The sequence below is a fragment of the Salinisphaera sp. C84B14 genome (assembly GCF_040361435.1).
In the GTDB taxonomy this organism is placed as follows: Bacteria; Pseudomonadota; Gammaproteobacteria; order Nevskiales; family Salinisphaeraceae; genus Salinisphaera.
Genome location: NZ_APNL01000012.1, coordinates 117,501 through 134,680 on the forward strand (window position 1 = coordinate 117,501; position 17,180 = coordinate 134,680).

16 protein-coding genes and 1 pseudogene (1 of these 17 only partly in view) are annotated in these 17,180 nt (G+C 63.8%); 5 read left to right on the forward strand and 12 right to left on the reverse strand.

The features are described from left to right. Positions 1-801, reverse strand: the 5' portion of a protein-coding gene (tyrS, locus tag C84B14_RS11960; RefSeq protein WP_353224347.1) for a tyrosine--tRNA ligase. 408 nt of this gene lie to the left of the window's left edge; 801 of the gene's 1,209 nt are visible here — the first part of the coding sequence; it begins with the start codon at positions 799-801; its stop codon lies off the left edge, out of view. A 171-nt stretch (positions 802-972) separates the two neighbouring features. Here tyrS and C84B14_RS11965 point away from each other — a divergent pair, with 171 nt between their 5' ends. After that, on the forward strand, positions 973-2,613 hold the full coding sequence (locus tag C84B14_RS11965; protein WP_353224349.1) for an OapA family protein: 1,641 nt from the start codon (positions 973-975) through the stop codon (positions 2,611-2,613). 104 nt (positions 2,614-2,717) lie between these two features. Further along, positions 2,718-3,869: an anhydro-N-acetylmuramic acid kinase gene (locus tag C84B14_RS11970; RefSeq protein WP_348766433.1), complete on the forward strand. Its 1,152-nt coding sequence runs from the start codon at positions 2,718-2,720 to the stop codon at positions 3,867-3,869. A gap of 262 nt (positions 3,870-4,131) precedes the next feature. Here C84B14_RS11970 and C84B14_RS11975 read toward each other — a convergent pair. The 3 genes and pseudogenes from C84B14_RS11975 to argC all read right to left on the reverse strand — a co-directional run. Further along, positions 4,132-4,200, reverse strand: a pseudogene (locus tag C84B14_RS11975) (iron-sulfur cluster insertion protein ErpA); the annotation flags it as partial. Between the two features lie 102 nt (positions 4,201-4,302). After that, positions 4,303-4,665, reverse strand: a complete 363-nt coding sequence (gene erpA, locus C84B14_RS11980) for an iron-sulfur cluster insertion protein ErpA (protein ID WP_021031722.1) — start codon at positions 4,663-4,665, stop codon at positions 4,303-4,305. Between the two features lie 89 nt (positions 4,666-4,754). Next, on the reverse strand, positions 4,755-5,795 hold the full coding sequence (gene argC, locus C84B14_RS11985; RefSeq protein ID WP_348766432.1) for an N-acetyl-gamma-glutamyl-phosphate reductase: 1,041 nt from the start codon (positions 5,793-5,795) through the stop codon (positions 4,755-4,757). Positions 5,796-5,918: 123 nt separating this feature from the next. Between argC and C84B14_RS11990 the strand changes: the two genes are divergently transcribed. Both C84B14_RS11990 and C84B14_RS11995 read left to right on the forward strand, forming a co-directional pair. Then, positions 5,919-7,694 carry a chloride channel protein gene (locus C84B14_RS11990; RefSeq protein ID WP_353224351.1) on the forward strand — a complete coding sequence of 592 codons (1,776 nt, stop codon included), beginning with the start codon at positions 5,919-5,921 and terminating at the stop codon, positions 7,692-7,694. 90 nt (positions 7,695-7,784) lie between these two features. Next, positions 7,785-8,210 carry a CopD family protein gene (locus C84B14_RS11995; RefSeq protein WP_353224353.1) on the forward strand — a complete coding sequence of 142 codons (426 nt, stop codon included), beginning with the start codon at positions 7,785-7,787 and terminating at the stop codon, positions 8,208-8,210. 89 nt (positions 8,211-8,299) lie between these two features. Here the strand turns inward: C84B14_RS11995 and bfr are convergent, their stop codons facing one another. The 3 genes from bfr to C84B14_RS12010 all read right to left on the reverse strand — a co-directional run bounded on the left by bfr (position 8,300) and on the right by C84B14_RS12010 (position 9,815). Then, entirely contained in the window at positions 8,300-8,800 is a 501-nt protein-coding gene (gene bfr / locus C84B14_RS12000) for a bacterioferritin (RefSeq protein WP_348766429.1), read from the reverse strand. Between the two features lie 128 nt (positions 8,801-8,928). Next, complete coding sequence (locus C84B14_RS12005) at positions 8,929-9,159, reverse strand: (2Fe-2S)-binding protein (RefSeq protein ID WP_348766428.1); 231 nt, start codon at positions 9,157-9,159, stop codon at positions 8,929-8,931. A gap of 179 nt (positions 9,160-9,338) precedes the next feature. Further along, a complete protein-coding gene (locus C84B14_RS12010) occupies positions 9,339-9,815 on the reverse strand; it encodes an RNA pyrophosphohydrolase (protein WP_353224356.1) in 477 nt (158 codons plus the stop codon). 73 nt (positions 9,816-9,888) lie between these two features. Here C84B14_RS12010 and C84B14_RS12015 point away from each other — a divergent pair, with 73 nt between their 5' ends. Next, on the forward strand, positions 9,889-10,560 hold the full coding sequence (locus C84B14_RS12015) for a histidinol-phosphatase (protein ID WP_353224358.1): 672 nt from the start codon (positions 9,889-9,891) through the stop codon (positions 10,558-10,560). 21 nt (positions 10,561-10,581) lie between these two features. On the opposite strand, the gene C84B14_RS12020 is transcribed toward C84B14_RS12015, so the two are convergent. The 5 genes from C84B14_RS12020 to C84B14_RS12040 form a co-directional block, all read right to left on the reverse strand. Continuing rightward, positions 10,582-11,379, reverse strand: a complete 798-nt coding sequence (locus C84B14_RS12020; RefSeq protein WP_353224370.1) for an inositol monophosphatase family protein — start codon at positions 11,377-11,379, stop codon at positions 10,582-10,584. Positions 11,380-11,512: 133 nt separating this feature from the next. Next, a complete protein-coding gene (gene ampE / locus C84B14_RS12025) occupies positions 11,513-12,400 on the reverse strand; it encodes a regulatory signaling modulator protein AmpE (protein WP_353224360.1) in 888 nt (295 codons plus the stop codon). Beyond that, positions 12,391-12,954 (reverse strand): 1,6-anhydro-N-acetylmuramyl-L-alanine amidase AmpD, encoded by a 564-nt coding sequence (gene ampD / locus C84B14_RS12030; RefSeq protein WP_353224362.1) that lies wholly within the window; start codon positions 12,952-12,954, stop codon positions 12,391-12,393. Before ampD ends, ampE begins: the two co-directional genes overlap by 10 nt. Positions 12,955-12,958: 4 nt before the next feature. Then, entirely contained in the window at positions 12,959-14,887 is a 1,929-nt protein-coding gene (locus tag C84B14_RS12035) for an Lnb N-terminal periplasmic domain-containing protein (protein ID WP_353224364.1), read from the reverse strand. Between the two features lie 278 nt (positions 14,888-15,165). After that, positions 15,166-17,046: an Lnb N-terminal periplasmic domain-containing protein gene (locus C84B14_RS12040; protein ID WP_353224366.1), complete on the reverse strand. Its 1,881-nt coding sequence runs from the start codon at positions 17,044-17,046 to the stop codon at positions 15,166-15,168. Positions 17,047-17,180 lie beyond the last annotated feature (134 nt).

Below are 17,180 nucleotides of genomic sequence, written 5' to 3' on the forward strand. Positions count from 1 at the left end.
CTCGAACGACAGCAACTCGAAGTAGCGCCACATGAGCTCGTCGGAAATCGACATGAGCTTGCCGTACTGATCATTGGGGGCCTCGTCGATGCCGACATAGTTGTCCAGCGACTTCGACATCTTGTTGACCCCGTCGAGGCCTTCGAGCAGTGGCATGGTCAGAACGGCCTGCGGCTTCTGCCCGTATACCTGTTGCAGATGCCGCCCCATCAACAGGTTGAACTTCTGATCGGTGCCGCCGAGCTCGACATCGGCCTTGAGTGCGACCGAGTCATAGCCCTGTATAAGGGGATACAGAAACTCGTGGATCGCGATCGACTCGTTCGCCTTGTAGCGCTTGCTGAAGTCGTCGCGTTCCAGCATTCGCGCCACGGTGTGCGTGGAGGCGAGCTTGATCATGTCCGCACTGCTGAGCTGATTAAGCCAGGCGGAGTTAAGAACGACGCGCGTGCGCTCGGGATCGAGCACCTTGTATATCTGGGCCTCATAGGTGGCCGCATTTTCGGCCACCTGCGTTTCATCCAGAGGCTTGCGGGTCACGTTCTTGCCGGTCGGATCGCCGATGCGGCCGGTGAAGTCGCCGATCAGAAAGACCACGTCGTGGCCGAGATCCTGAAAGGTACGCATCTTGTTGAGCAAGACCGTATGCCCCAGATGCAGGTCCGGCGCGGTCGGGTCGAAGCCCGCCTTGACGACTAGCCGCTCGCCGTCACGCCCGGCCTGCTCGAGGCGCGACTGAAATGCCTCTTCGGGAATGATCTCGTCACAACCCCGGCGAATTTCGCCCCATATATCCTGCATCGGCGAACGACTCCCTGACTCTGTTCGAGTTGGTTCAAACGCGCAGTCTAGCGGTTTCGCACTTGGCAAGCACCCAGCTTTATGCTTTTCTATCCGGATAAATGCGGGCCGGATAAAGGGGCTACCCGCAAAAAATTCCCTGCTTTCCAAGCACTGCTCGGCGTCTATTTTATGGGCAAGATCGATACCGATTATCTCTGGCTGCACGATGAGCCGCCGCAGCCGAGCTCACGCCTACGCCGGCTCGCACTCATCTTAGTGATACCGCTGATCGGCGGAGCCGCCTGGCTTACGGCAAGCCCGCAGACCACGCTATTGGATGAGCGCGACCCGCAAAACGTCTCTTCATCAGACGCTTCTGCCGACGGCCTCGACTCCGAGCAGGTCGATGCCTCGGTTGGCCCCGGCAGCGCGAACGTCGCCGCGGCCAGCGAATACGCAGCCGCGAGCGAGCTGTCCGAAGAGGAACTTGCTGCGAGCGACGGCGACGCCAACGCTCTCGACGTGCCGATTGCGCCGACCACCGCCCACCAGGCCAGCAGCGAATCGGGCGGGATTGAGCGTAGCGACTCTGCCCAGCAGCTGAGCTCGGTCGTCGATGCCAGCACCGGCATCGATACCGGCGCGGCCTCGGCACAAATACCCGTTGCGCGCCCGGCGCCGTCGGGCCCGCGTTGGCACGACGTCACCATCCGCAAGGGCGACACCCTGTCGATCGCATTCAGCCGTAACGACCTGTCCTACGCCGATTCGCTCAAGATTGCGCATATGAAAGAGCACGGCAAGCGCTTTACCCGCGGCTTGCGAGCCGGCGACACGATGAAGGTCAAGGCAGACGCCGATGGCCACGTACTTGCCATCGACTTCCCGATCGACCCGCTGCACACCCTGCAGGTGCGCCCGCACAAGAAAGGCTATCAGGGCGACATGGTGCTTACCGACGTCGAGCATCGCAGCGCCTACGCCAGTGGCACGATCAATACCAGCTTCTATGTGGACGCCCTGGAAGCCGGGCTGTCCGACCGACAGATCATGAAGCTGATCGAGATTTTCGGCTGGGATATCGATTTCGCTTTCGATACCCGCCCCGGCGACCGTTTCGTGGTGGTCTACGACGAGCTCTATAAGGACGGCGACAAGATCGCCAACGGCGACATACTGGCCGCCGCGTTCGTCAATCGTGGCCGAGATGTGCGCGCGGTGCGCTACGACGAGGCAGGCGACGAACAAGGCACGGTGTATTACTCGCCGGATGGCCGGGCGATGAAGAAAGCCTTCATTCGCACGCCGGTGGACTACACGCGCATCAGCTCGGGCTTCAACCTGTCGCGCAGCCATCCGATCCTGAATCGGATCCGCCGCCACGAAGGCACCGACTACGCCGCGCCCACCGGCACACCGATCAAGGCCACCGGCAACGGCCGTATCGTCTTCCGCGGGCGCCGCGGCGGCTACGGCAACATGATCGTGGTACGACACGACTCGCACCTGTCGACCCGCTACGGCCACATGTCGCGGTTTGCCAGCGGCCAAGGCGTGGGCAGCAAGGTCAAGCAAGGCGAGATCATCGGCTATGTGGGTATGAGCGGCCTGGCCACCGGCCCCCATCTGCACTACGAATTCCGCGTTGACGGCAACCCGAAGGATCCGGAGCGCGTGGACCTGCCCAAGGCCCTGCCGCTGCCCAATGAGTACATGGCTGATTTCCGCAAGCACTCGGCGCCCCTGCTCTCGCAACTGGACTCCTTGACCCATACCGAAGTCGCCAGCGCCGACCGCTCATCCAACGCCGAGGCCAGCGCCGCCAACTGATCGGCGTGCCGCCTCGACGTTCGCAATTCACAGGCGCCGCCAGACCTTTTCGAGGAGACGCCCGGTGACGACCGCAACCGCAATCCGTTCGCGACGCATTCCGAATGAGTGAGTCGCGCTATTACGTCGGCCTGATGTCGGGTACCAGCGTGGACGCCGCCGATGCGGCCGTGGTGCGCTTCGATGCCGATGGCAACCACCCCCGGATTCTTGCCACCCATGCCGAGGCGCCCGACGCCGGTCTGCGCGACGACCTGCTGCATCTTTCGCAGCAGGTTGCCGGCGTATCGCTGGCCAAGTTCGGTGAACTCGACCAGCGCGTGGGCGAGTGGTTCGCGCGCGCCGCGATCGCCGTCATGGACAAGGCGCAGGTGAGCACGACCGACGTCGACGCCATCGGCAGCCACGGCCAGACCGTGCGCCACGAGCCCGATGCCCGCTATCCGTTCAGCCTTCAGCTTGGCTCGCCCAGCCGCATCGCGGCCCGAACGGGCTGTCGCGTGGTCGGTGATTTTCGCAATAGCGATATCGCCGTCGGCGGCCAGGGCGCACCGCTGGTGCCGGCGTTCCATCGCAGCGTCTTCGCCAACGCCCAGCGCCATCGCGTGGTGGTCAATATCGGCGGCATCGCCAATCTCACGGTATTGCCCACCGGCGCGGTGGACGATCCGCACGCGGTGACCGGCCTCGATACGGGTCCCGGCAATGCGCTAATGGATGCCTGGATCGCGGCGCACCTCAAGCGCCATTACGATGCCGATGGACAGTGGGCGGCCAGCGGCCACGTAGACGACGGCCTGCTAGCCCACATGATGGCGGATCGTTATTTCGCCCGGCCGGCACCCAAGAGTACCGGGCGTGAATACTTCAACCTCGACTGGCTGCGTGCCCAGATCGACAGCCTCGCCGCGCGGCCCAGACCCGCCGATGTCCAGGCCACCCTGTGCGAGTTCACCGCCCGCACTATCGCCCAGGCCATTGACGACTATGGTCCGGGCGACGAGCAGGTGCTTATCTGTGGTGGCGGCGTACGTAATGCCGAACTGCGGCGGCGCCTCGAACAGCTGCTTGCGCCCCGCCCGCTCGCCCCGACCGACGAGTACAACGTCGATTCGGACTGGGTCGAAGCCGTGGCCTTCGCATGGCTGGCCATGCGTACGGTCAAGGGCCTGAGCGGCAACGTACCGGGCGTGACCGGCGCTCGCGCGCCCGTGGCCCTGGGTGGCATCTACCAGGCAGCCCAGCTGGACAACTGACCAGCCCGTTCAGCCTGCCCGCGCAGGCCGCCGGCGAGCCTCCGACGCAGCAGCGAATCGCCCCTCACAAGGGGCAAAGGCGCGCTGAGGTTCAAACAGCGAAGGCGTTACCGCTACCGCAGGTGGTGGTCGCATTGGGGTTGCGGATCACGAACTGCGCCGCGCTGCGCGCGGGTTTTGCTCGCGCAAAACGTTGGCATCTTTGTGCACCCCATTCGCCTGCGGCGAATGGCCCCTCACGAGGGGCAAGGCGCGCTGAGGCTCAAACAGCGAAGGAGTTGCCGCAGCCGCAGGTGGTGGTCGCATTCGGATTGCGGATCACGAACTGCGCCGCGCTGCGCGCGGGTTTTGCTCGCGCAAAACGTTGGCATCTTTGTGCACCCCATTCGCCTGCGGCGAATAGCCCCTCACGAGGGGCAAGGCGCGCTGAGGCTCAAACAGCGAAGGAGTTGCCGCAACCGCAGGTGGTGGTCGCATTCGGATTGCGGATCACGAACTGCGCGCCTTCCACCCCGTCCGAAAAATCGATTTCGGCGCCGCTGAGGTAAAGCACGCTCATGGGATCGACCAGCAGGGTCACGCCCTGCTTTTCGATGAGCGTGTCGCCGTCCTCGACGTTTTCGTCGAAGGTGAAACCATATTGAAAGCCCGAGCAACCGCCGCCGGAAACGAATACACGCAGTTTTAGCGCATCGTTTTCTTCGTCTTCAAGCAGTTCCTTGACCTTGATCGCCGCGGCGTCGGTAAATACCAGCGCGGACTGGTCTTCTTCCATGGCGTGTGTGGCGGTACTCATAAGCTTTCGATTCCGTGGACCGGATGGTTCCTATCATATGACATCGGTGCAAGCTCGGGCTATTCAAGCCCCTGCCGACGAATTAGCCCCTAGGGCAGCGCGCCCGGCATCGCCAGCGCACGGGTTTCGTCGACGCCGATCATGAGGTTGAAACACTGCACGGCCTGGCCGGCCGCGCCTTTCACCAGATTGTCGATCACCGACAACACCACCGCGGTATCGCCGTCGCCGGGCCGGTGCACGGCCATACGGCACATGTTCGCGCCGCGTACGTGCCGCGTTTCCGGCATGGCGCCCGCAGGCAGCACATCTACAAAGGGCTCGTCGGCATAGGCCTTTTCATAAAGAGCCTGCAGATCGTGCCCGGCCGCATTGAGCTGGCCATACAGGGTGGCATGAATGCCGCGAATCATCGGCACCAGATGGGGCACGAAGGTCAGCCCGATCTTGGCGCCGGCCAACGCCGCCAGCGACTGGCGAATTTCCGGCAGATGGCGATGGCCGGCCACCCCATAGGCCTTGAAAGACTCCTGCATTTCAGCGAACAGAAAACCCGGCTTGAGCGATTTGCCGGCGCCGGAGACGCCGGTCTTGGCGTCGGCGATCAGCCGCTCGACGTCGACCAGCCCTGCTTCCACCAGCGGCTTGAAGCCAAGCACGATAGCGGTGGGGTAGCAGCCCGGCGCCGCTACCAGCTGCGCGCCGGCAATCTGTGCACGATTGAGCTCGGGCATGCCGTAGACCGCGCGTTCGATGAGCTCCGGGCAGGCATGATCCACGCCGTACCAGGACGCCCATTCACCGGCATCCTTGAGGCGAAAGTCTGCGGACAGGTCGATGACCCGCTTTCCCGCATCGAGCAACGCCGGTACGTCATGCATGGCCGCGGCATGCGGGGTGGCAAAGAAAACCACGTCGCAGTCAGCCAGGCTCTGCGTTGAGGGCGCGACGAAGTCCAGGTCGATTACGCCGCGCAACTGAGGATAGGTTTCGGCAACGGGCGTACCCGCATCGCCGCGCGAGGTGACCGCAATGACCTCGGCGTTCGGATGCGCGCTGAGCAGGCGCAGCAGCTCGCCTCCGCCATAGCCGGTGCCGCCGACGATTCCGATGCGTTGTTTCTCGGTCATGATGTTTGCTGAAATAAGCCGCTAAACCGCGCATAATAACGCGCAAGCCTTCGCCCTGCGCGCTCGCGACCCAACCCAGGTTTTCGCTACCCGGATACGAGCTCTTGCACGTACGCCCCTTCCATGGCCGCTGAACGCTCGCTGCGCCGCTCGCTGCGCGAAAGTTGGCAGGGCCGCATGGACTCGATGCGCCAGCATCTGGCCGATGTCGAGAACACCCCCGGCCTGAGTCTTCTGTGCCTGCTCGGCGCAACCACCGGCGCGCTCTGCGGCCTGGTGATCCTGGCCCTTCATACCGCCATTCATCTGCTCCAGGATCCGCTGTTCGAGCTGTTTGGCGTCAGCGGCGCCGGCTTTACTGAAACCAGCGTGGCGTTTCGCGTGGCGGTGCCGCTGCTGGGCGCGCTGCTGCTCGGGCTGATCGTGGAATGGGTGCTCAAATCCGCCGAATACGGCATCGTTCATATCATCGAACGGCTGGTCTACTACCAGGGCGTGCTGCCGGTAAAGTCGGCGCTGGCCGAGTTCACCATGTCGGTCCTGGCTCTGACCACCGGCCAGTCGGTGGGCCGCGAAGGCGTGGCTGCGCATACCGGCGCGACCACCGGCAGCTGGCTTGGGCGCCGACTGGATCTACCCAACAATAGCGTGCGCACCCTCGTGGGCTGCGGCGCGGCCGCGGGCGTTGCCGCGTCTTTCAATACGCCTCTGGCCGCGGTCATCTTCGCCATGGAAGTGGTGATGATGGAATACACGATCGCGGGCTTTGCCCCCATCATTCTGGCCGCGGTCTCGGGCTCGCTGGTGACGTTCACGTTTACCGACGTACATCCGCGCCTGGTCGCCGAATATTCCGGCTTCGCCCCCATCGAACTGCCCTATCTGGCATTCGTCGGCGCCGTCGTGGGCATCGCCGGTGCCGGCTTCACCCGCCTGTGTGGTGCGCTGGTGCCGGTACTGGCCAAGATCCGCATCAGCCTGCGCATTGCGCTCGCGGGACTGGTCACCGGCCTGCTCGCAATTCAGTTCCCTCAGATCATGGGCCTGGGTTTCGATACCGTGAACGGTTCATTGGCCGGCCAGTACGCGGTCGGCATGGCTCTGGGCATTGGCGTGGCGAAGCTGATCGCCACCAGCTTCGCGACCGCGGCCGCCATTCCTGGCGGCGTGATCCTGCCCACCTTCGTGATCGGCTCGGCGCTGGGCAGCGCGCTCGGCACCCTCGGCGCCATGCTGCTGCCGGGCGATGCCACCGATGCCGGCCTGTATGCGCTGCTGGGCATCGGCGCGATGATGGGCGCGGTATTGCAAGCGCCGCTGTCCGCGCTGGTCGTGATCCTGGAGTTGTCGGGTCAGACCGGTCTGGTGTTGCCGGGCATGCTGGTGGTCATCGCAGCCCTGGTCGTATCGCGCCGGATTTCCGTGTCCGAATCCTTGTTCCGGCTGTTGCTGCGCCGGCGCGGGCTGGATTATCGCAACGATCCAATTTCGCAGTACCTGCGCCGTGCCAGCGTGCTCTCGGCGATGAACCGGCGCTTTCGTATCGTCGAACCGAAGATCGATCGCGCCGCGCTCGATGAAATTCTGGAAAACAAGATCGACTGGCTGCTCATTCGCTCGCGCGAGCAACGGGCCAGCCTGATGCGCCCGAGCGATGTCGCGCGTTTTCTCAATCAGGAGGAAAACGACGAGATCGAGGAGGTCGATCTGTACAAGATCCCCGGCAAGCGCATGGATGCCTATTCCATCCACGTCCGGGCCAGCCTTCAGGAGGCCTTCGACATGGTCAATCGCAACGAGGCCGAAGCATTGATCGTGGAGCGCAGCGTCGTGGGCAGCAACGCCATCACCTACGGCGTTCTCACACGCGAAGCCATCGACGGCACCTATCGGCCATAGGGCCTGTCGTGCATCCAGACGGCGCCACACCCTCTACAATCCCCAGGTCCAAACCAAGAGCCGAAACCGGCTTTTCTACAGGAGTTTCGAATGCTTTTATGGGTCAAGGCCTTTCACGTGATCTTCATGGTGACGTGGTTTGCCGGTCTGTTCTACCTGCCGCGCATCTTCGTCTACCACGCCGACACCACCGATGAGATCGGCCACGATCGTTTCTGCACCATGGAAAAGCGGCTGGGCATTCTCATGTCGATCGGCGCCGCGCTGACCATTATCTTCGGCCTCTGGCTGCTCGCCGGCTATGGCGGCGCCTGGATGGCGGCCAACGGCTGGATGCACGCCAAGCTCCTGTTCGTGCTCGGGCTGATCGGCTACCACGGCTGGTGCCAGGTTCAGGTCAAGAAATTTCGCGAACGCCGCAATACGGGCAGCGCCGGCTATTTCCGGCTCATGAACGAAGTGCCGTCGATCTTTCTCGTCGTGATCGTGATTCTGGCGATCGTCAAACCGTTCTGACACCGCGACGCCAAGCATGAAAAAGGCCCCGTCGGAGATGATCCGACGGGGCCTTTGCAACTGCAGCGCCCCAAGACCGGGGTAACGGCCTATTCGCCGGTATCCGGGTCCTGATTGATGTTGGCGCCGATCTGGGACTGGTTATAGTTCTGCTCGCCCATGTGCTTGATCATGTCGAGCTGGGTCTCGATGAAGTCGATATGCCCTTCTTCATCGGCCAGGATCTCGGCGAACAGTTCACGCGTGACATAGTCGCCGACCTGTTCGCAGTGCGTGATCGCTTCCTTGTAGTAGGCATGGCCTTCGTATTCGGCCGCCAGGTCGCACTCAAGCATTTCCTTGGGATTCTCGCCGATGCGCAGCTTGCCCAGGTCCTGCAGGTTCGGCAGGCCGTTGAGGAACAGGATCCGCTTGATGAAGCGATCCGCGTGCTGCATCTCCTCGATCGACTCCTGGTATTCCTTCTTGCCGATCTCGAAGAAGCCCATGTCCTCGTACATGCGGGCATGCAGGAAATACTGGTTGATCGCGGTCAGCTCAAGCTTGAGCGACTTCTGCAGATACTCGATGACTTTCGGGTCGCCTTTCATGGCCATTCCTGTGCTTTGAGCCGATAACTGGCCCACAAGCTTAGCCGACCATCCACGGCTGTACAATCATCACGAGGCCAATCACGGGTCGGCTGCCGGCCGACGCCAGTCATACTGCGATAGCCGAGTCAGCCGGTCGCGGCCAGCGGCTCGCCGGTGGCAATTACCCGGATGGGCGCCACCTGCCTATGCTTTTGCTGGTGACATTCGTTGAGAACGTCGCGAGCACACTGCGCACAGCGGCCGCAGCAACCAGCCACGCCCAGACGCTTGCGCAACTCGCGCATGCTGCACGCGCCTTCGCCGTACGCATCGCGAATCTGACAATCGGTTACTGCATTACAAACACAAACGTACATGGGCCACCTCCGACATGCAGTAAAACGCGAATGAGAATGAGTGTCAATACCAATTTATAGTTACATCATTCGCTGTAATTGTCAGTCTACACTGACAGCATTTCGGTTGCACGCACGCGGTGGCCGTGCTGCCCGTGGGTACGGGCAGTCGTTGCAGATAGGGAAAGGGGGCGTGGCGGCTACTGGGTTTCCAGACAGCGCGAGAGCTCATCCAGCGCGAGCCGATAGACCTGGCGCTTGAAGAATACGACTTCGTTGACCGGCTGCCAGTAGTCTACCCAGCGATAGCCGTCGAACTCGGGCTTGTCGCAGGCATCGAAACGCACGCAGGACTCCGGGGCGATGAGTTCGAGCATGAACCATTTCTGCTTCTGCCCGATACACAGCGGCTGGCGGTTGCGCCGCACATAGCGTTTCGGCAGCCGATAGCGCAGCCAGCGGCGGGTCGACCCGATCATGCGTACATGCTCCGGCTTCAGGCCGACTTCTTCCTCGAGTTCGCGGAACAGCGCCTGCTGGGCATTCTCGCCCGCATGGATTCCGCCCTGCGGAAACTGCCACGATTGCTGGCCGATCCGCTTGGCCCAGAACACCTGGCCGCTTTGATTGCTTAAGATGATGCCGACGTTGGCCCGAAAACCCTGCGCATCAATCACGACGACGCCCTCGGTATAAATACGCAATCGATTCTTTCATAAATCGCTCGAAAACGAAAAAAGGCATTTCACTTTGCGACTCACACTCTTCGATCTGGACAACACGCTGCTTGCCGGCGACAGCGATTATCTATGGGGCCGCTTTCTGGTCGACGAGGGCGTAGTCGATGCGGGCGTCTATGCCCGTGAGAACGAGCGTTTCCATGCCCAGTACGAAGCCGGCAATCTGGATATTCATGCCTACCAGCGTTTCGCGCTGGCGCCGTTGCTCAGCCATTCCCGCGAGCGCATGCAGGCATTGCGCGCCGACTACGTGGAACGCGTGATTCGTCCGCTGGTTGCGCGCCATACCCCGGCGCTGCTCGACTTCCATCGCCAGCGCGGCGACCGCATCGCCATCATCACCGCAACCAACCGCTTCATCACCGAGCCGATCGCCGCGTTGCTGGGTATCGATACGCTGATCGCCACCGACCCCGAGATCGTGGACGGCGCCTATACCGGTGAAATCGCGGGGGTCCCCTGCTTTCAGGCGGGCAAGATCGAGCGCGCCAAGGCCTGGGTGGCGCAACAGCCCGAGACCTTTGACCACGTCACCTTCTATTCGGATTCGCTCAACGACCTGCCGCTGTTGCGCTGGGCCGATACCGCCGTGGCGGTCGACCCCGACGACACCCTCGCCGCCGCAGCGCGCGAGGCCGGCTGGCCGATCGTCAGCCTGCGCGGCGACGAACAGCCGTTCTAGTCGCCGCAAGGCACGCGCACCTCAGCCCTTCGGCGCGTCGCGGGCCTCGTCCCAGTCGGCCACGAAAGGCGCGATCGCAGCGCGCAGCCTGCCGTTGGTGGCGAACACGCTGCGCGTGGGCAGATCGATATCGCCGCCGCCCAGCTCGGTGATATCACCCCCGGCCTCGCGCAGAATCACCGTCAGCGCGGCGATATCGAGGATGTTCAGATCGGATTCCAGAATCGCGTCGATACGCCCGGATGCCAGCAGATGATAGTGGTAGAAATCGCCGTAGCCACGGATACGATGCACCTGGCCGATCAGGCTGCCCAGCGACGTCCAGGCCGGCGATGCCGCCAGCGAGGCGATATTGCCCAGCGACAGGCTGGTCTTGGCCAGCGTATCGATGCTGGATGTATGGATCGGCTCGCCGTTGAGCGTCGCCCCCAGTCCCTTGGCAGCACAGGCCATTTCGCCGCCGTTGAATAACGGCGCGTTGGACACGCCCACGATCAACTCGCCGCGATGGCGCAACGCGATCTGGGTCGAAAAGAACGGATAGCCGCGCACGAAGCTCTTGGTGCCGTCGATCGGGTCGATCAGCCAGACATAGTCCGCATCCGCCTGCTCGCCGCCCAGCTCCTCGCCCTGAAAGCCGTGCTCGGGAAACGCCTCGGACAGCACGGCCTTGATTGCTTTTTCGCATTCAATATCGGCAATCGTGACCGGGCTGGCATCGGCCTTGTGTTCGACTTCGAAATCGCCGTGGTAGTAGCGACGGATAATCGCCTCGGCGGCACGGGCGGCCTCCACGGCCTTGTCTAGAAAGGGCTGCAGATCGGTCAAAACGGCGTCCTTGTTCGAGGCATGGTTCGGAGTCAGGGCGCAGATGCTAGGCGATGTCGGGCCGTTATACGAGCGTCTGCCATCGCCAGACGAACCGTTGCACACACCACAGCCGCACGTCGCGCTAGCGCAGCACGCCGAAAATCGTGAGCAGCGCCAGAATCGCCAGCACCACGAGCAGGGTTCGCCAGACCAGCCCCAGGGCTTCAAGCAGGGTATCGTCGAGCCCGCGGCCATAGCGCGTCTGCGCGTTGGCCTGGGTCAGCCCCAGCGCGCCGCGCCCGACCGCCGCCAGCAGCCGGCAGCTGGCCGAAGCACTGGCATGGGTGGTGGCCCGCGCGGACGGCCACGCCCGGATCGCGGCGCGGGTCGCGCCGACCAGGGCATAGACGAGCACCGTCAGGCGGGCCGGTATCCAGGCCGCCAGGCCATGCACGTATTCGGCCGTGCGCTGCATGGCACGTGACGCCGTGCCGCGCGCGGCCAACGCCGGCAGCTCGCGTACGCTGCGATAGAACAGCGCGCCCGCCGGGCCGGCCACGAAGAACCACAGAAGCACGCCCAGAATGCGCTCGTGGCCCTGAACCAGCACCGCGCTCACGATCCGGCGACCGTGCGTATCCGCAGCCAGACGGCCGTCGGTGCGGCGACACAAATCGAGCGCACAGGCCTCCGCATGGGCGAAGTCGCGTTCATCGCGTGCGCGAATCAGCGCATGCACGTCCTCCCACAGATCGCGGGGGCCAAAGGTCAGCACCAGAATGAATACGCCAAAAGCCAGCTCGAAGCCCAGCCACAGGTATTCGACGATCGCCCACTGCACCAGTGCAACGGCCAGCACCGGCGGCACCACCACGAGCACGCCGGCCGGCTGCTGGAGCCAGCGCCGCCCGAGCGCCACGCGTTCGATGAGCGCGATATAGCGCGCGAAACCATCCGCATGGCGCCAGTGCTTGAGCTGGCCGAGCGCGCGCTCGGCAAACAGCGCGATGACGATCATGATCAGATGCATGCACGCTCCAGCAGGTCGAAATACAGCGCCCAGTCGAAGGCCGGGCCGGGGTCGGTCTTGCGCTCGGGGGCGATATCGCTATGACCCACCATACGGGCACGGGTGAGCATCGGATAAGCACGCATGAGCGCCGCGCCCGTGGCGGCCAGAGCACGGTACTGGGCCGGCGTATACGGGCAGTCATCGGTGCCTTCCAGCTCGATGCCCACGGCAAAGTCGTTGACCCGTGTACGGCCGTCGAAGCACGACTGCCCCGCGTGCCAGGCCCGGTCATCGAAACCGACATACTGGGTGATGGCGCCGGTACGCTCGATCAGCACATGGGCGGATACGCGCAGGTGCGCAATCTCGCGATAGAACGCCGCGCGGGACACATCAAGCGTATTGGTGAACAAGGCATCGACCTGACCATGGCCGAACCGACCCGGCGGCAGCGTGATGCCGTGTACGACCAGCGTATCCACCGACGCATCGGCCGGGCGGGCATCCTGGTTGGGCGAGACCAGCCGTCGCGCGGGCACCAGCCAGCCGTTGTCGATCGCAAGCATCTGCATCGGCCTAAAAATACGCCTGCAGACCGATCGTCGCACGCAGACCGCTATCGACCGCCGTATTCTCCCAGCCGAGTTCGCTGCGCAGACCCAGGTCGCGGGTCAGGTTGAACTGCTGGCCGAGTTTGGCCCAGCGATAATAGCCATCGTCGCCGGCCACGTATTCGAGCGCGCCCGTTTCCGCCTTGAGCTGCAGCCAGCGGGCCGGATGCAGCAGCAGCCCCGCGCTTGCCCCCGCACCCAGCGCATAGCCGGGCGACAGCGCGCTATTGGCGTCTATCGAGCCCAGACCGAATACATAAGCCAGCGCGTCGTCGCTGCCCCAGGACAGCCCCGGCCCACCCTGCAGGTAATAGCCGAGGTTGTTGTCGACATCATCGAACACGTTCGCGGACGGGCGCCGGCGCAGCCCGGTATCAAGCTGGAACGACACCGGCTTGAACAGATCGTTGCGCGGCGACAGCGACACGATATTGAGCACGGTCAGGTCGTCGATACGCAGTTCGCCCTCGCCCGGATCGACCCGCAGCCCCAGATCGAGGAAGTTGATCTGCGCGCCGCGGGTATAGCCGCCCGGATCGTCGAGCAGGTCGTGATAGGCCGGGCGGATACGCAGGCCCAGCGACAGATCGTCGCCCTCGTAAATCGCCGCGGTGGCCACCCGCAGGGTGCGATGGGCCTGGTCGGGCGAGGTCGCGGGCGCGGGCACCGGCGCAAACGACGACGGCCGCGCGATCCGGCTGCGCGCCATGAGAATGGCGTTGGCATGTTCCGTATCGGCCGGGGCGTTGGCCGGGTCGCTCTGTAGCCGGTAGTAGAGATAGTCGTGAGCAACTTCGAGCACTTCGGCCTGTGCATCGGGACTGAGCCCGGTCAGGCGCGAATCGTCGAAGGCCACCCGGTCGGCAGCGATTTCGCGGGCGAGCGTACGCTGCTCGGCGCTGAGCTGGTCGGCCTGCCAGCGCAGCGTGGTTTCCAGCGAAGGGCGAAAACGCGGCGCGCCCATGAGCCCGGGCACGTCGGCGATGGTACGAATGGTGTCGGCCGGGATCGCATACCAGGAATACTGCTCGGTCAGGGCAAGCTCGGGGCGGGCCACTTCGAGCAGGCTCAGCAGCTGATAGGAACAGTTCTTGGTAAGAAAGAAGTAGGCGAAGCGCACCCCGTCCATCTCCCAGAGATGGTCGACCAGTCGATCGGTCTCGGCATCGCTGAGCTCAAGCGGATAGGCCCAGACGTCGCGATGCTCGATCCAGGCGTACTGCTTGACCTTCTCGTAATAGGGAAACAGGCCGAAAATACCGGCATAGCCCCCGGTCAGCCCCTTCCAGGCAAAGCCCAGACCTTGTGCATCGTCACCGGCGGCTGCGGCAAAGTTCACCGCATACGACAGCAGTTCGGTATTGCGCGCGCGCCGCGAAGAATCGATACGCAGCAGGGTATGCCCGAACATCGACGACGGGCTGTTGGGAAAGGCGGTGGGAAAAATCAGGCTGATCTGGCGCGGCGCCAGCGCCTCTCGCCAGCGCTGATATTTTTCGCAACGTTCGCCGCCCAGCGCGTGCTCTTCGAGCCCCAGCCGTGCAACCAGAAAACGTCGGCGGGCGATGAACGTACAGGCCGCCGAGCGCTCTCGATCCTCGATATAGCGATTTTCGACGAAGGCCGCCAGGGTCGCATTCAGCTCGGCGGCCGGATCGCGGCGCCCGTTGGGCGACAGAAAGAACCAGTCCGTCACCACCGTGCTGTGCAGCCCCTCGCCAAGCCAGTCGCGCTCGTAATGCACCAGCGCCTGCCACTGGGCGCTGGCGGCCAGGTTCTGTTCGGCGGCACGCGCCTGCAGTGCGGCGAGATCGACAGGCAGCCTAGCCGGCGCGGCCTGTACCACGCCCCAGACGAACACCAGCAAAGGCGCGAGCGCCGCCCATCGCATCATAACAAGGCCGCAGGGCCTGTTAACACTAATGCCAATCGCCGCGTTGCTGCGCAAAATCGTGCCAGACAAGGCGCGTGGCGCCGGCCCTGGTTATTCCAGGGCCAAACCGCGCAACGCCGCATGGCAGGATTTTGGGCGCAACCCGAAGGGACGCGCTCTATTTTTCCGCAATCCGGCGTTGCAGCGCGCTCATGTAGCCTGGCTACACAACGCGCACTGCGCCTTGTCTTGCAAAAAAATAGAGCGCGGCGCGACGATTTCATTAGCGTTAACAGGCCTTAGTCGAAAAAGTGACGGAAGGATACGCTGCAGCTGTTGACCGCATCGCTATCCCGGGTCTCGCGCCCACACTCGCCACGCAGCGCATTGTCGCGGGAAACAGGCACGTTGACGACCGCGCCGGTACGCAGGCGCGAAAAGTGCGGGGTGAATTTCAGCCAGCGTGCATGCACGCCCCATTGTACGACGTTCGCCTGATAGACGATGCCCGCTTCGGCACCGGCGCCGAGCGCCATGGCCGGATCGACACCGCTCACACTCTCCAGCCGGGCGACGCCAAATACATAGGGCAACAGATCGCCAACCCGCCAGCTGGCCCCCGGCCCGCCCTGAATGAAACCGCCAAGCGCGCGCTCGCTGTCGGCCACCGGTGCCTGCTCCAGGCCCGTATGCACGAACCAGGAGATCGGCTGGGTAAAGGCATCGCGCGGCGCGAGCGAACGGATGTTGATCAGATCGAGGGTTTCCAGCGAGACACCGTCGACCTCATCGAAGCGCAGGTTGATATTCAGGCCTTCGATGGCCGCCCCCGGCAGAAAACCGGGCAACGGATCGAACAGATCGTGGTAGGTCAATCGATAACCCAGCGACACGAAGTCGCGCCCGTCCTGTCGCCCCGCGCCCACGCTGGCCATCTGGGTATCGTGACCCGACTCCGGCGCAGACGGTGCCGACACCGGCGCGCTCGGCGGCGCGGCATTACGTTGCACGATGCGCAACAGCGCAAGACTGTCGGCGGCCACATCCGGGTTACGCGCGCCCTCGCGGTGCTCGAGCCGCAGAGCGCGATAGGCCAGTTCGGCAATCCGACGACGCTGTTCGCTTGGCCGGTTCTCGAACGCCGGCGTAGCGGCCACACTCGGATCATCGCGCAGCGCCACGGCCAGCCCGCGCGCCTGCGCATCGAGCCGGGCCGCGCGGGCCGCGACCTCACGTGCCTTGGAGGGCCGATAACGCCTGTCTGCCATCAGTCCGGCGTCGTCGAGGGCGCGTACCGTATTGACCGGCAGCTCGGCAAACCGCAGTTCCTGGCTCAACGGCGCCGTGGGCCGACCGACCTTCACCAGCTCCAGCAGGCGATAGGAACAGTTCTCGTCGAAAAAGTAATAGTCGAAGTTGATGCCGCGCAGTTCCCAGAGGTGGCGCACCACCCAGTCCATTTCGTCGGCGTCGAGATTGAGCGCGTACTCCCACATGTCGCGATTCTCGACGAAGGCATAGTCGCGAATTTTCTCGGCATAGGCGGTCACCGAGAACTGCCCGGGATAGCCGCCCGCCAGCCCGCGCCAGATATAGAAAAACGAATTGTCGGCCGCGCCGGCCTGGGCACCGAAATTAATCGCCTTCGAGAGCCAGACAGAATCCGGGTTGGGCTTGGCATCCAGGCGCAGCAGCGTATGCCCGAACATGGATGACGGACTGTTCAGATAGGCCGCGGGGAAAACGAGCACGAGCTGGCCCGTGGGCATCTGTTCGCGCCACTGCTGGTAATCCTCGCAATGGGCCAGCGGCGCCGCCTCCTGCCAGCCCAGCGCCTCGGCAAGAAAGCGATAGCGGGCCGGGAAACGACAGCGCGCCGCGCTGCCCGGCGCTCGGAGCGCGGCCACGCTGGCACGCAGCTCGGCCACCGCGCTTCGCTTGCCCTGGTCGGACAGAAAGAAGTCGGCGTCGTCAACGTAGCTGCTGCCGATACCGCGCAGTGTGGCGCCCGGGTTGACGTGCATCAGCGACTGCCAGCGCGGGGTCGCCGCCAGCGCCGCGAGATCGGGCGCCGTGGCAAGACCCGGCACAGGCACAAGTGCGAGCAGGCCGGCGACGACCGCGGCACAGCCGGCGCCCAATAGCCTTGGCATCATCAAGCGGGCAAAAAAATGGTTCATCGCAGATTAGCGGGACGCGGGTGTAAGAAGCGGCGACGCTTCGCCTATAGAGTTGTGGTTACCACACCTAACAACTCGCGAAGGCCGCCGCCATGTCCGAGGCTAATCCGCTTTGTCTTTTCTGGGAAGGTTTT